This window comes from Flavobacterium sp., assembly GCF_025352425.1.
Classification (GTDB): Bacteria; Bacteroidota; Bacteroidia; order Flavobacteriales; family Flavobacteriaceae; genus Flavobacterium.
In genome coordinates, this window is the sequence record NZ_JANXTI010000103.1 from 31,220 (window position 1) to 46,998 (window position 15,779).

The window sequence follows — 15,779 nt, forward strand, 5'->3', positions numbered from 1 at the left end:
TTTTCTGATGCAAATATAAATTATTCTTCTTCTGTAATTTCATCAATACCTTCTTCGTTATTATCACGATAAATATTAATGCTCAGCTCTTCTTCCTTAAGCTCTTTTTTGGTTAGTTTCGTTTTGCCACCCCATTTTTCAGTCGTTAAAACTAAAGCCGGAAGAACGACCAAATTAGCAAACATCGCAAAGGTTAGCGTTACCGAAATCAATCCACCAAGGGCAATCGTTCCCCCAAAACTTGACAACGTAAATATCGCAAAACCAAATATTAAAACCACCGAAGTATAGAATGTACTGACGCCGGTTTCATGTAATGCACTCACAACCGCTTTTTCTATTTTTCCTTTATTCTGAATTAAATCATGACGGTATTTTGCCATGAACTGAATCGCATTGTCAACAGAGATTCCAAAAGCGATGCTGAAAACCAAAATAGTTGACGGTTTCAACGGAATTCCGAAATAACCCATCAACCCGGAAGTAATGCAGAGCGGCAGAATATTGGTCACAACCGAAGCAAAAATCATCTTCCACGAACGGAACATATACGCCATTAAACCGGCGATAAGTAAGATGGCAAAAATTAACGACTCGACTAAATTTCCCACTAAATAGGTTGTTCCTTTTTGGAAGACCAAAGCTTTACCGGTTAAGGTTACTTCGTATCGGTCCTTTGGGAAAATAGTATTGATTTTGGTGTGTAATTTCTTTTCGATTTTTGCCATTTCTTCGGTGCCGATGTCTTTCATGAATGTTGTGATTCGGGCATATTGTCCCGTTTTATCCACATAACTTTTCATCAAATTGTCTTTGGAACCTTTGGTTGCATTTTTGGCATATGACAGAATAAAAGCCTGTTCCTGCGACGTTGGCAAATCGTAATATTCAGGATTACCATTGTAGAATGCCTGCTTCGAATATTTTACCAGGTTCACAATGGAAACCGGTTTCGAAAGTTCGGGAATACTGTCAATGGTTTTTTGTAATTCATCCATTTTTCGCAAAGTTGACGCTTTCATCACGCCTTTTTTGCGTTTGGTATCAATCATTATTTCTAAAGGCATTACACCGTTGAATTCCTTTTCGAAGAATAAAATATCTTTAAAAAACGAAGCGCTTTTTGGCATTTCGCCAATCAAACTTCCGGAAACTTTCATTTGCGAAACGCCAATTAAACTGAAAATAAACAACAGTCCGTAGATGCTGTAAATTAGTTTTCGTTTGTATTTCACGTGTCTTTCCACCCAATTTAAAATAGAAGAAAGATAGTTTTTGCTTAAGTGATTTAAGTGTTTTTCTTTTGGCAAAGGCATAAAACTGTACACAATTGGCACAACCATTAAAGTCAAAAGATATACTGTTATCACGTTGATTGAAGTTACCAATCCAAACTCATAAAGCAAATCATTACCGGTAATCATAAAAGTCGCAAAACCAATTGCGGTCGTCAAATTAGTCATCAGTGTTGAAACCCCAATTTTTGAAATCACACGTTGTAAGGCTTTTGCCTGATTACGATGTGTTTTGATTTCCTGCTGGTATTTATTGATAAGGAAAATACAATTGGTTATTCCGATTACGATGATTAATGGGGGAATAATTGCGGTTAAGATTGTGATTTTATAATGAAAAAGGCCCAGAGTTCCAAATGACCACATTACACCAACAATCAGTATACAAATTGAAATAAATGTCGCGCGATGCGAACGGAAAAACAAAAAGAAAATCAAAGAAGTGATGAACAAAGCCGCTCCAATAAACAAACCTATTTCACCTTTCATATTCTCGGTGTTAATAGTTCGGATGTATGGCATTCCCGAAACTTTCAAGTCAATTCCGGTCGTCTTTTCAAATTTTTCAACTTCAGGAACAAGGACATTTATAATGAATTCTTTTCGAACCGGAGAGTTAACAACTTTCTTATTGATGTAAATCGCAGAGCGAATACTTCCCGTTTTTTTATTAAAAAGCAAGCCTTCATAAAAAGGCAAATCGTTAAAAAGCTGTCTTTTTATTTCTTTTAGATAGACCGGATCAGTAGTTTTTGTTTGGTCCAATAACGGCACCAATTCAAATTTTTCGAGCGTATCGTTTTTTTGTAATTTCTTTAGATCATTCAACGAAACAACCAATTCTACCTCTTGGTGTGATTTTAAATTAGTCATCAATTCGTTCCAGGCTTTGTAGGCGCTAGGTGTAAAAAAAGTGTTATCCTTAATTCCGATAACGACCAGATTTCCTTCTTCGCCAAAAATATTCAGGAACTGCGTATAATCTTTGTTGGCTTTGTGATTTTTTGGCAATAGATTGGCTTCGTTGTAAGTCATGCCAACATTCTTCCATTGCATCGCGAGGAAAATTGTAAGCAGGACAATTCCAATACTTATAACTATCCTGTTTCTTAGAATAATTCCAGCTATAAATTCCCAAAATCCTACTTTTATTTTCTTTTTCATTCCTGCATAAAAACGGTTGCAAAGGTAATTAAAACCGCTAAAAAAGGAAGTGTTTTTAAAAAGATTTCTATTATTTATAACCGATTCAAGACCGAACTTTAAATAATTGTTAACTGCCAAAAAAAAAGGGAAAAAATAAATTGTTTTTTAGCATCTTTGTATGCATAACGTCACAATTTCTGAATGAGAAACTTAAAAAATACTTTATTCTATCTGATCATTATTGGTGGTTTTACTTGGTTAATGTATTGGATTGTCGAACAAGGAAAATTGCTGGAAGTTGGGAGAACAATTGTTTCTCCATCATCGGCGGACAGCCAATGGGCACAGTTCTTATCTTCGCTCTATCATAATTTACAGCATCCGCTAGCGTTATTACTTTTTCAGATCATTACCATTGTTTTGGTTGCCCGGATTTTTGGATGGATTTTCAGAAAGATTGGCCAGCCTTCCGTAATTGGTGAAATCATCGCCGGAATTGTACTCGGGCCATCGCTTTTTGGTTTGTATTTTCCCGACATGAAAGAAGCTTTGTTCCCTGTGGATTCGCTTGGAAATCTTCAATTGCTAAGCCAGATTGGATTAATACTTTTTATGTTCGTTATCGGAATGGAGCTTGACTTAAAAGTCTTAAAAAATAAAGCTAACGAAGCTGTAGTAATAAGTCATGCGAGCATTGTAATTCCCTTTGCGCTGGGAATAGGACTTGCCTATTATATCTACCACGAATTTGCTCCGCCGGGAATAGAATTTTTATCGTTTAGTTTGTTTTTGGGAATCGCCATGAGTATCACGGCGTTTCCGGTTTTGGCCCGAATTGTTCAGGAACGAGGTATCCACAAAACCAGATTAGGAACTATTGTAATTACGTGTGCTGCCGCTGACGATATTACTGCATGGTGTATTTTAGCAGTGGTTATTGCTATAGTGAAGGCGGGAAGCTTCATTAGTTCCTTATATGTTATTGGGTTAGCGCTGATTTACGTTTTGGCTATGCTTTTTATTGTTAAGCCATTCTTGAAGCGGGTGGGAGATCTATATGCCAAGAAAAATAACATCAAAAAGTCGGTTGTTGCTATTTTCCTTTTAACCTTAATCATTTCTTCTTATGTGAGTGAAATTATTGGCATTCATGCTCTATTTGGAGCGTTTATGATGGGAGCAATAATGCCCGACATAACTAAATTCAGAAATATATTTATTGAAAAAATAGAGGATGTTTCCGTGATTTTATTATTGCCACTCTTCTTTGTTTTCACGGGATTGCGAACGGAAATTGGCTTAATCAATGAGCCTTATTTGTGGAAAATAACGGGATATATTATCCTGGTTGCCGTAGTAGGGAAATTTTTCGGAAGCGCCTTGGCTGCTAAATTTGTGGGACAAAGTTGGCGCGACAGTTTGACTATTGGCGCCTTAATGAACACGCGCGGTTTAATGGAATTAGTAGTGCTAAACATCGGTTACGAATTAGGTGTGCTTTCGCCAAAAGTATTTACCATGATGGTAATCATGGCTTTGGTCACTACTTTTATGACTGGACCCGCATTGGATATCATTAATTTTATTTTTAAGACAAAAAATACCATTATTCCTGCTGAAGTTAAAAAAAGCTCCGACTTTAATATTCTTATTTCATTTGGTAACAACGAAAAAGGAAAATCATTACTTCGTTTAGCAAACAGTCTTACCAAGAAACAGCCCGATACCGCCAATGTAACAGCAATGCATTTAACGATAAGTGATGAGATGCATTCCTATAATCTGGAAGAATACGAACGACAAACTTTCAAACCTATCCTGGAGGAATCTAAAAAACTCAAACAGGAAATTACGACTATTTTTAAAGCGACCGGTGATATAGAAACCGATATTGCTAATATTGCCAAACAAGGAAAATATGATTTAGTATTGGTAGGTTTAGGAAAATCTATTTTTGAGGGAACTCTCTTGGGGAAAGTGCTCGGCTTTACTACACGAATTATCAACCCAGACAGATTACTGGATAAATTTAAAGGAAAAGAAGGGTTGTTTGAGAATTCACCTTTTGATGATAGGACACGTTTGATTATTTCCAAAACCAAGACACCATTGGGAGTTTTCATTGATAAGGACATACACGACATAAAAAAAGTATTTGTTGGGATTTTTAGCGTTGGCGATGTTTTTTTGATTGATTATGCACAAAAATTGATTTACAATAACGAATCTCATGTGACGCTTTTGGACAACAACGAACATACCAAAAACAATTTTATCGTAGAAAATGCTTTGTCAGCAGTGCAACAAAATTATCAGGATAATATCGAGGTAATTCATCCTGACCAACTCAACAAGCCTTTTTTACTACAGCAGGATTTGATAATTTTTAGCTTAGAAACCTGGAAAAAACTAATCGAAGATGAAGTTTCGTGGCTAACAGATATTCCTTCGGTCTTGATTATTAAGCCTTAATTAAAACCCTAAATCAAGTACAAAACTCAATTTTACAGCTAAATTATCTTCAAATCGAGGCAATTGGTTTGGGCCATATCTGTAAAATCCCGTCAATCCAAAACCTTTATATATTTGATTCAATTCAATACCTGATTCAAAAAAACCTTTTACTAAAGTTTTGTATTCAATACCAAGATGTCGCTCGGGATGTTGCAGATTTCCCCAAGCCATCCGCGTGACCAAAACAAGTGATGGCTTCACTTTTTTGAACAATTCTATTCTTTTAAAACCATGTTTGAATTGTAGCATGACAAATTCGCTCGAAAAGAACTCATTGAAATACATCGTTTCAAAACTGTTTTTCCCGGCAATAGTGATTCTTTGCAAAAGTTTGTCCTTAGTTAAATTATTGGGAGAAGTATTATACAAATGTGTCAATGGCAATGCACCAAAAGCATATCCGGCCTGAAGTAATACTGCCGATTTCTGCCCGTTTAGATATTTTTTTTCATACTCAATCCGGGCATCAACTTTTCCAAAATCAAAATCATTAGCAAGGAAATTCGGTAAGGATTTTGTAAACTGAAAAGTGAATTTTGGATACCGTTTTTCAAATTCTATTTTGCCATTTGGCGTTTGCATTAAATCGCTAAAAGGATTCCATTGTATTGAAAACATAGCGGTTGACATCGTAAAATCACGATACAAATGGCTGTCATAATTGAATGTGTAATTAAACAACGGACTTATTTCGCTATGCGAAAATTGCCAAATTGATTCTGTTTTTGGGATGATTTTGGTTTCAATATATCCGCGCCAGGTTTTGTGATTATAAAAAGTACTAATGTTGATTGGCCTTGGATCATAGAGTTTAAAGATTCTTTTATCCGTAGCAAAACTGGTACTCGCTATTTCCCGCACGTCATCAGTATACGAACCGCCAATCCACGTATTGGAGAAATTACCAATCCTAACTGCAGTTCCTAAATTATATTTGATAGTTTGGTCTTTCAAGCCATAGGCAGTATAGCCTTCAAAACGAAGCTTTTTGGAAAAAGAATCATTGGTAATTCCGCCAATCCCGATGCGAAATCCTTCAAAATTATTATAACTCAAAAGATAACGCAAATCCAAATCAATCGGGCCAAACGGCACATAACCATTAATTATTTTTCTTCCATATTTGATTTTTTTCTCGATATTTCTTTTTGTTACGATACTATCCAGAGTTATATAAGTGCGTTCGCTTCGCCTGTCTAGACTATCGGTTCGGTTTTGTTTCCAAAATGTATCATCTCGTTTGTTGGCATTGTTCTTAACTTCGATGGCAACGAAAGATTTTTTGATTTTCAGATTGGTGTTTAATGCTAAATCAAAAACATCCATTTCTGATGAAACATAAGTAAAATCAGAGGCAGCCTTTTTTGAATTAGTGTCATCATTTTCGGCAGCAAACTCAATTCGTCCGCCCAAAATTTTGGTAGGTTCCTTACTTTTTCCTTTAACTATTTTAAAGTTTTTCCGAATAGGGAACCAAATTTTCTCTTCAGTCAAATAAGTAAATTCGTGAATTCCTGTAATGTCCAAAACACCCCGAATCCGCATCACAGCTTTAGTAATAGCATGATTTTCTTTGTCAATATAAAGCAATCCCTCAAGCCCTTTTCTGCTGATTTTATTTTTGAAATAAATCACAATTACATCACGCTTTTCAATGGTAATAGTATCAAGTACCTTATAGCGATATTCTTTCAATGCATTGTTAGAAATCGGGCTTTTGTATTTGGTTTCAAAAAGTTCGTAGTTATTATCGTAAACCGAAAACGATTGCAGACTTAATCCCAGAAACTCATAAATAGGTTCCTTAAAACCTGCCATTTTAGTACCCAAAATAGTTTCTTTCAGAACTGGTTTTTCAAATTGAAATTGGGATACTTTTTCGGTCAGAAACAAATGTTGTTTGTCAACAATCTTCTTAAATTTATAATTAGCCGAATCTATTTTCTTGATTTGGACTTTGGTAACCGAATTCACAAACGTGGTGTCAATTTTTCCGGAAATAGAATCCGGATTGGCCGTTACGAGTAATTTGGTATACGATTTAAATTGGAAGCTATGCAGTTTTTTTTGTGGATTGTTGTTTTGCTTTTCTTGAATTACTTTGGTAATAATGGCATTGGCCGGATTAACATTTGAAATGGTTACTTCCTTTAAAGCATCAACTTTGGCCAAAAGATACAATGTAAAAAAAGTTTTTATTTCAAATAGTGAGATTTTTTTTGATTCATAACCAACATAGGAAACCGTCAAAGACTCAGGTTGAGAAGTCAAAATAAAATTAAATTCCCCATCAACATCGGCAATAGTTGAAAGGCCATTTTCGGTAGTAATTGTCGCAAATGGCAGCGCTTTTTTGGTTTGTGAATCTTTTATAATCCCATTGACCTGAAATTGTGCCTGAAGCGTCAGCGTGAAGAATAAAAACAGTATAAATAATCGCTTCATTTGAAAGTAATTGGCACAAAATATTTAACAAAAATAGCAATAAAAAAATCCGCCTCGTCAAATTTTATTTTAACGTGACGGATTTAATGTTGAATTAACAGCCTTACACTTTCATGATTTCTGCTTCTTTGATTGCCAGATGTTCATCGACCTTCCGGATAAAACCATCTGTTATTTTTTGGATTTCGTCTTCCGCCGTTTTGCAAATATCTTCCGAGGTACCTTCTTTTTCTAATTTCTTGATTTCAGTATTGGCATCTTTTCGGGCATTTCTGATACTGATTTTCGCATCTTCCGACTCTGCTTTTGCCTGTTTTGCTAAATCACGTCTTCTTTCTTCTGTCAAGGCAGGTACATTGATGATAATCATATCCCCATTGTTCATAGGGTTAAAACCAATATTGGCTACCATAATTGCTTTTTCTATGGCTTGTAACAAGCTTTTTTCATAAGGTTGAATTGTAATCGTTCGCGCATCAGGAATATTCACATTTGACACTTGAGTTAGTGGCGTTTGAGAACCGTAATAATCTACAAATACACTTCCCAACATTTGTGGTGATGCTTTGCCTGCACGTATATTTAAAAATTCTTTTTCTAAATGTGCAATAGAACCAATCATCGATTCTTTTGTACTGTCTAAAATAAATTCAATTTCTTCCATTTTTAATTAGATTTTTACAACCGTTCCGACATTTTCTCCATTGCAGATTTTCAATAGATTTCCTTTTTTATTCATATCAAAAACTACAATTGGCAAAGCATTTTCCTGACTTAAAGTAAATGCTGTAGAATCCATTACGTTCAATCCTTTTTTAATAACATCATCAAAAGTAATAGTATCGAATTTTATGGCATTTGCATTTTTTTCAGGATCGGAATCATAAATTCCATCAACGCGAGTCCCTTTCAAAATTACGTCAGCATGCACTTCTACACCACGAAGAACCGCAGCCGTATCTGTAGTGAAATAAGGGTTTCCGGTTCCGGCACCAAAAATAACGATTCTTCCTTTTTCAAGGTGACGCACCGCTCTCCTTTTGATATAAGGTTCTGCAATAGCTTCAATTTTCAAAGCCGTTTGCAGCCTCGTCAACATTCCTTTATCTTCCAGTGCGCCTTGTAAAGCCATTCCGTTGATAACCGTTGCCAGCATTCCCATATAATCACCCTGAACTCTGTCCATACCATTACTTGCTCCGGCAATTCCCCTAAAAATATTTCCACCACCAATAACAATGGCAATTTCTACACCTTTACTATGAATTTCCTTAATTTCATCAGCATATTCCGCAAGACGTTTTGGGTCAATCCCATATTGTCTTTCGCCCATTAAAGCTTCACCGCTAAGTTTTAAAAGAATTCGTTTGTATTTCATTATGCTATTTTTAGTGATGCAAATATAAACATATTCTGTTTTTATTGATAAAAGATAAAAAAGGATTTACACATAAGGATTAATGTATCCTGAATGTCAGACCAACACAAAAGCTCCCTATTGTTTCAGCGGTGTTTTTGCTAAAACCGTATTGGCAAAGCTCCACATACAAACCTAAACCAGTATCAGTATCTTCTGCTCCGATGCTTATTTTTTTGAAATAACCTGAATCATTTTTACCAAAAGCAAACGCTCTTCCAAATCCGGGCTCGATAAAAATGCGCGTATCAGATTCAACTTTTGGACATATTTTAAGTGTTGCAAATACAGGCGCAACTACGAGGCATTTACTTCCCTTCCAATCAATTCCGAGATTCGCGCCAATATTGATCCAGTCAAGTGGCTTTACGCCAAAACCAATTCGTGCACTGATTCCGTCAGGTAAAAACCAATATTCTTTTTCACCCGTGTATGTATCAATTTCACCAGCATGTTGGTTGGCTTTTATGGGAAATGAAAGGTCACACTTTACATAAGTAAGACTTGTTTTTTCTATATCGCCATCTTTTGGCACTTCCTGAGAATAACCAAAACAACAAAACAACAAGACAGATAACGAAACATTAATTTTCATAATTTTGAAACTGTTTCTCAAATTCTTCCGGAGAAAAGCCATTTTCTACTAAATAATCTCCGATTTTTGTCCGGCGCAGCGCCGATAAATGCGCTCCCGAATTTAGTGCTTTTCCAAAGTCATATGCAAGTGAACGAATATAAGTTCCCTTGCTGCAAACGACTCTGAATTCAACTTCAGGCAAATCAAATTTAGTGATTTCGAATTCATGTATGGTAGTTTTTCTAAACGCAATCTCAACTTCTGAACCTTCGCGTGCATGCTCGTACAATCGTTTTCCATCTTTTTTTATGGCTGAAAAAACAGGTGGTTTTTGGTCAATTTCGCCAATGAATTGTTTTACAGTTTCCTGAATTAATTCTGCTGTAATGTGTTCCGTTGGAAAAGTGGCATCAACTTCTGTTTCTAAATCATACGAAGGCGTTGTAGCACCAACTGTAATTGTTCCGGTATATTCTTTGGCCTGACCTTGAATTTCTGTTATTCGTTTGGTGAATTTACCAGTGCATACAATCAACAAACCTGTAGCTAATGGATCTAAAGTGCCGGCGTGGCCAATTTTAAATTTTTTGGGAAGATTGTATTGGCGTTTTAAAATGTATTTCAGTTTATTCACTGCCTGAAATGAAGACCACTTCAAAGGTTTGTCAACCAAAAGGATTTGACCTTCTAAAAAGTCTTCCGCAGTCATTAGATTGTCGTTAATTTTAAGATGCAGAAATGGATAATCAGTATTGCTAATCCCGCGAAAATCCGGTAATAACCAAACATCTTAAAGCCGTGTTTTGATAAATAGCCAATAAACGATTTGATAGCTAACATCGCTACGATAAAAGCGATAACATTTCCAATAATCAAAAAGTTAATCTGGTCGTGCGATAATACAAATCCATCCTTATAATAATCGTAGCATTTCTTAACCGTAGCACCAAGCATTGTTGGCACTGCCAGGAAAAATGAAAATTCAGCGGCTGTTTTTCTCGATAATTTTTGAGACATTCCCCCAATGATGCTCGCGCCGCTTCGGGAAACTCCGGGAATCATAGCTAAACATTGGAACAAACCAATTTTTAAGGCGGTCAGATAACTTATTTCGTCTGTGGTTTGGGCTTCTTCTTTATTGGTAAACCAATCATCGACTTTAAGTAAAATGATTCCGCCTAATACTAATGAAACAGCAACCGTAATTGGATTTTCCAGCAATGCATCAATCTTTTTGCTGAAAAGCAGACCAAAAACTACCGCAGGAATAAAGGCAACAATCAATTTGAAGTAAAAATCAAGCGTTTGAAAAAAGCGTTTGAAATACAAAACAACCACCGAAAGTATAGCACCAAGCTGAATAACGACAGTAAATAATTTGGTAAAATCCTCATGGGCAATTCCAAAAAAAGACGAAGCAATTATCATGTGGCCTGTTGAAGAAATTGGGAGAAATTCGGTAATTCCTTCTATGATGGCAAGTACAATAGCCTGTAGATAATCCATTATTTAGCGTTAGTTTTTTTAAATATCGAATAAATCGTAATCCCAAAACCAATCAAAACAACCGTTGGTGCCAAACGGATTCTCCTAAAACTGAATAATGTTTCTTCGTTAAAAACCGTTGGGTCATCACTACCGCCGCCACTCATCAAAATAAACCCTAAAGCGATAACTGCAATTCCAATAAACAGAAATTTATAGTTTGCCTTTTCAAAAAGAAAATCAGGTTTTTGCTCGTTGTTTTTCATATGTCTATTGTCTATTTCTATTTTGTCACCCTGAGCGCAGTCGAAGGGCTCTTACTAATACAAATCATCCGTTCTCAAATTCAAAAAGCGCTGTGTAGCGAAGAAAGTACTTATCCAGGTAATCACAACGCCCAATACCAAAACTCCTAAAAGCACTACCCCTATGGCCAATTTATCTTCTAAAATACCAAGATTTGGAAACGTGTTCTGGATATAAGCCAATACGATAATCAAAGCAATTATTGCCAATGCTGAACCAATCAACCCCAAAAAAACACTTCGCTGAATAAACGGTTTTCGGATGAATGACTTAGTGGCACCAACCATTTGCATGGTTTTGATAATAAATCGGTTGGCAAAAATTGATAAACGCAACGAACTATTAATCAACAATACTGAAACAAAGGCAAAAGCACAGCTGATAATCAAAATCCACATACTAATATTTTTGATATTATCATTGACCAAAGTTACTAACTGCTTGTCATAAACAATGTCGGCAATCATTTCGTTTTTACGCAGGCGGTTTTCTATTTTTGCAATTCCCTGATTGGTTACATATTCTGCTTTCAGGTGAATATCAAAAGAATTTTGCAACGGATTAACGCCCAAAAACTGCATAAAATCCTCGCCAATTACTTTCATGTGTTTCTTAGCTGCTGCTTCTTTTGAAACATATTCAAAGGATTTCGCAAATTTTGCCGTTTTCAATTCGCTTGTAAAAGCTGCAATAGTTGAATCGGCCGCTTCGGTTTTAAAGAAAACGGTCATGGCAATCTCTTCTTTGAAATTATCTGATAATCGTTTTGAATTAATTACAAAAAGTCCCAAAATCCCTAATAAAAACAACACTAAAAAGATACTCAACACAACCGAAAAATAGGAGGTAATAACTCTGCGTTTCTGAAATTTTTCAAATGATGATAACATAAATTGGATTTTGATGTGGTAAAAATAATAAAGAAAATTGTTTTTCTTCTTTATAACGTACAAACTTTTAACTTTATTATAATAAACGTAAATTTGCCGCTTAAATTTTGTAGCAGCGAATGGTTTGTTGTAGTTTCAGCAAACCATTTTCCCGCTGTCCGTTGCAATCTGTCATTGCGAGGAACGAAGCAAATCTAATCATGATTGTCTTCGCAATGACAGGATTTCCACTACCATCGGGGCTAAAAAAGTAAACGAATTGACTATTTATAAACACCAGCAACTTTGCGACTTTGCGACTTTGTGTAACTCAAATGACTCGAGCTCGAAGAGCGACAGCATTCGACCGATAAAAAACAATATTAACGACGAATGAAATACTTCCACGAAAAAATCGAAGAAAAATGGCAACAGTATTGGGCTGAAAATCAAACTTTTGCTGCCTCTAATGATTCCGATAAACCAAAATATTATGTGCTCGACATGTTTCCATATCCATCAGGTGCCGGCTTACATGTTGGCCATCCATTAGGATATATAGCATCTGATATCGTCGCGCGTTTCAAACGTCATAAAGGTTTTAATGTGCTGCATCCGCAAGGCTACGACTCTTTTGGGCTTCCCGCAGAGCAATACGCAATTCAAACCGGGCAACATCCGGAAAAAACAACTCGTGAAAATATTGCGCGTTACCGGGAGCAATTGGACAAAATTGGTCTTTCATTCGATTGGAGTCGTGAAGTGCGTACATCCAATCCCGATTACTACAAACATACACAGTGGATTTTCATCCAATTGTTCAATTCTTGGTATAATAAGGAAACCGATAAAGCAGAAGACATTTCAACTTTGATTTCAAATTTTGAAATGGGAGGCAATACTAATGTTAATGCGGTTTGTGATGATAATGTTGCAATATTTTTTCCAAACGAATGGAATGCTTTTTCAGAAGAAGAAAAACAAAAAATACTACTTCAATACCGATTAACCTACTTGGCCGAAACCGAAGTAAACTGGTGCCCAGCATTGGGAACTGTTTTGGCAAATGACGAGATCATAAACGGCGTTTCCGAGCGTGGCGGTCACACTGTTATTCGTAAAAAAATGACACAATGGTCGATGCGGATTTCAGCTTATGCCGAAAGATTATTGCAAGGATTGGAGACCATCGATTGGAGTGAATCTATAAAAGAATCACAACGCAACTGGATTGGAAAATCTGTTGGCGCAACTGTGAAGTTCACTGTGCCGTCAAAGGATAACCATCCGCAAGCCACAATCGAAGTTTTCACAACCCGTCCTGATACCATTTTCGGAGTTACGTTTATGACCTTAGCTCCCGAGCACGAATTAGTTTCTCAAATCACAACTGACGAACAAAATGCCGCAGTTGAAAGCTATGTAGAAGCTACGACCAAGCGCTCCGAACGCGAAAGAATGGCGGATGTAAAAACCATTTCCGGAGTTTTCACCGGAGCGTACGCCGAACATCCTTTTACTAAGGCACTAATCCCCATCTGGATTGGCGATTATGTTTTAGCAGGTTACGGAACCGGTGCTGTAATGGCTGTTCCTGCCGGGGATGAAAGGGATTATGCATTTGCAAACTTCTTCAACGGACAAAACGGAATGCCCGAAATCAAAAACATTTTCAATAAAGATATTTCTGAAGCTGCTTTTGGGAATAAGGAAGGATTCGAACTTTTAAATTCGGATTTCCTTAACGGGTTAGGCTACAAAGCAGCAACTAAAAAAATCATCGAAGAACTAGAGAATATCCATCACGGAAAAGGCAAAACCAATTACCGTTTGCGCGATGCTGTTTTCTCCCGACAAAGATATTGGGGCGAACCATTCCCGGTGTATTATGTAAACGGAATGCCGCAAATGATTGACTCCAAATATTTACCAATCATCTTACCCGAAGTAGAAAAATACCTTCCAACCGAAGACGGACAACCACCATTAGGAAACGCGACGGATTGGGCTTGGGATTCTATCAACAACAAAATTGTCTCCAATGAACTTGTCACCCTGAGCGCAGCAGAAGGGCTATCTTCAAACGGAGTTTACCCATTAGAGTTAAACACAATGCCGGGATGGGCAGGAAGCTCCTGGTACTGGATGCGTTATATGGACGCGCACAACGATGCCGAATTTTCAAGCCAAGAAGCATTACAATACTGGGAAAGCGTAGATTTATACATTGGCGGAAGCGAGCATGCAACGGGACATTTACTATATTCCCGTTTCTGGAACAAGTTCCTAAAGGATATGGGTTACGCACCAACCGAAGAACCATTCAAAAAACTGATCAATCAGGGAATGATTTTGGGGATGAGTGCGTTTGTATATCGAAGTGAAGATTCAAAGAAATTATATTCTAAAGGATTAATTGGCACCGAAAAAGTTCACCCAATTCACGTAGATCTTGCGGTTATAAACGACATCACTAACGAATTAGACATCGAAGCTTTCAAAAATCATCCATTGTATACTGATTATAAAAATGCCGAATTCATATTAGAAAATGGCAAATACATCGTCGGCCGCGAAGTCGAAAAAATGTCCAAATCTAAATACAATGTTGTCAATCCTGACGACATCTGTAACAATTACGGTGCCGATACTTTGCGTTTATACGAAATGTTCCTTGGTCCGTTAGAGCAGGCAAAACCGTGGAATACTGCAGGAATCACAGGAGTTTCAGGCTTCCTGAAAAAACTATGGCGCCTGTATTTTGATGACAACACAGGTCTGAATGTGTCTGACGATGAACCAACAGCCGAAATGTACAAATCACTACACAAAACCATCAAAAAAGTTACCGAAGACATCGAGAATTTCTCCTTCAACACTTCAGTATCACAATTCATGATTTGTGTAAACGAATTGGCAGCACTAAAATGCAACCACAGAAAAATATTGGAACCATTGTCAATCGTTATTTCTCCTTATGCACCACACATTGCCGAAGAACTTTGGTCGCAATTAAGCCACGAATCCCGAAGCTTCGGGACGATTTCTACAGTTCCTTTTCCAATTGTAAATGAGAAATATTTAATGGAAAGCGAAAAAGAATATCCGGTTTCCTTCAACGGGAAAATGCGTTTTACCATCAAACTGCCATTGGATTTATCTCCAAAGCAAATAGAGGAAATCGTAATGGCAGATGAACGAACCATCAAACAATTAGACGGCAAAACACCGAATAAAGTGATTATCGTTCCCGGAAAAGTAATTAATCTGGTAGGATAAATAAAAAGCCACACTCATTGTACTGGCTTGCGAAGTATTGAAGCCCAAATTCCAAAAGAGTTTGGGTTTTTTGTTGGCTATCCTAAATAACCCCAAGCATAGTCGAAATTTTATGCTCTCCAATTAGGGTGGCAGACTAATCAGTTAGGGTGACAGAATAACGAACCGGGGTTTTTCTCCATTCAATAGGGGTGAATGAAGATTTAATAGGGGTTTCTTTCAATTAGTAGGGGTGATTGAGAATATAATAGGGGTGATTTAGGAGATAGGAGGGGTTTTTCCTTATTAGTTGGGGTTTTTGTCCATCTAATAGGGGTGAAAAAGTATTTAACAGGGGTTTTTTGCGAATGATAAGGGGTTTTTTATTATTTGTTGGGGTTATTTGCGGTTAATTGGGGTTTTTATCCAATATGTTGCGTTTTTTGTAATTGATAGGGCATTATAAT

Annotated in this window: 11 protein-coding genes; 2 read left to right on the plus strand and 9 right to left on the minus strand. The window is 36.7% G+C overall.

Annotated features, from left to right (window positions below; translation table 11 throughout):
- Positions 1-20: 20 nt before the first annotated feature.
- Entirely contained in the window at positions 21-2,459 is a 2,439-nt protein-coding gene (locus Q0Q99_RS12515) for an MMPL family transporter (RefSeq protein WP_293896539.1), read from the minus strand.
- Positions 2,460-2,642: 183 nt separating this feature from the next.
- Between Q0Q99_RS12515 and Q0Q99_RS12520 the strand changes: the two genes are divergently transcribed.
- Positions 2,643-4,913 (plus strand): cation:proton antiporter, encoded by a 2,271-nt coding sequence (locus tag Q0Q99_RS12520; RefSeq protein WP_293896542.1) that lies wholly within the window; start codon positions 2,643-2,645, stop codon positions 4,911-4,913.
- Here Q0Q99_RS12520 and Q0Q99_RS12525 read toward each other — a convergent pair whose 3' ends face one another.
- The 8 genes from Q0Q99_RS12525 to Q0Q99_RS12560 form a co-directional block, all read right to left on the minus strand.
- Positions 4,914-7,400, minus strand: a complete 2,487-nt coding sequence (locus tag Q0Q99_RS12525) for a DUF5686 family protein (protein WP_293896545.1) — start codon at positions 7,398-7,400, stop codon at positions 4,914-4,916. It lies immediately after the preceding gene.
- Between the two features lie 103 nt (positions 7,401-7,503).
- Positions 7,504-8,064, minus strand: coding sequence for a ribosome recycling factor (gene frr / locus Q0Q99_RS12530; RefSeq protein ID WP_293896548.1), 561 nt, complete (start codon positions 8,062-8,064; stop codon positions 7,504-7,506).
- Positions 8,065-8,070: 6 nt separating this feature from the next.
- Positions 8,071-8,778 carry a UMP kinase gene (gene pyrH, locus Q0Q99_RS12535; protein WP_293896551.1) on the minus strand — a complete coding sequence of 236 codons (708 nt, stop codon included), beginning with the start codon at positions 8,776-8,778 and terminating at the stop codon, positions 8,071-8,073.
- A gap of 79 nt (positions 8,779-8,857) precedes the next feature.
- A complete protein-coding gene (locus tag Q0Q99_RS12540; RefSeq protein WP_293896554.1) occupies positions 8,858-9,412 on the minus strand; it encodes a hypothetical protein in 555 nt (184 codons plus the stop codon).
- On the minus strand, positions 9,402-10,103 hold the full coding sequence (gene truB / locus Q0Q99_RS12545; protein WP_293896557.1) for a tRNA pseudouridine(55) synthase TruB: 702 nt from the start codon (positions 10,101-10,103) through the stop codon (positions 9,402-9,404). The genes Q0Q99_RS12540 and truB overlap by 11 nt, the downstream gene beginning before the upstream one ends.
- Positions 10,103-10,900, minus strand: coding sequence for an undecaprenyl-diphosphate phosphatase (locus tag Q0Q99_RS12550; RefSeq protein ID WP_293896560.1), 798 nt, complete (start codon positions 10,898-10,900; stop codon positions 10,103-10,105). The genes truB and Q0Q99_RS12550 overlap by 1 nt, the downstream gene beginning before the upstream one ends.
- Positions 10,900-11,145, minus strand: a complete 246-nt coding sequence (locus Q0Q99_RS12555; protein WP_293896563.1) for a DUF3098 domain-containing protein — start codon at positions 11,143-11,145, stop codon at positions 10,900-10,902. Before Q0Q99_RS12555 ends, Q0Q99_RS12550 begins: the two co-directional genes overlap by 1 nt.
- 54 nt (positions 11,146-11,199) lie before the next feature.
- Positions 11,200-12,075 carry a permease-like cell division protein FtsX gene (locus Q0Q99_RS12560; RefSeq protein WP_293896566.1) on the minus strand — a complete coding sequence of 292 codons (876 nt, stop codon included), beginning with the start codon at positions 12,073-12,075 and terminating at the stop codon, positions 11,200-11,202.
- A 372-nt stretch (positions 12,076-12,447) separates the two neighbouring features.
- Here Q0Q99_RS12560 and leuS point away from each other — a divergent pair, with 372 nt between their 5' ends.
- The gene (gene leuS, locus Q0Q99_RS12565) at positions 12,448-15,333 is read left to right on the plus strand and encodes a leucine--tRNA ligase (protein ID WP_293896569.1); all 2,886 of its coding nucleotides are present in this window, start codon (positions 12,448-12,450) and stop codon (positions 15,331-15,333) included.
- The last annotated feature ends 446 nt before the right edge of the window (positions 15,334-15,779 follow it).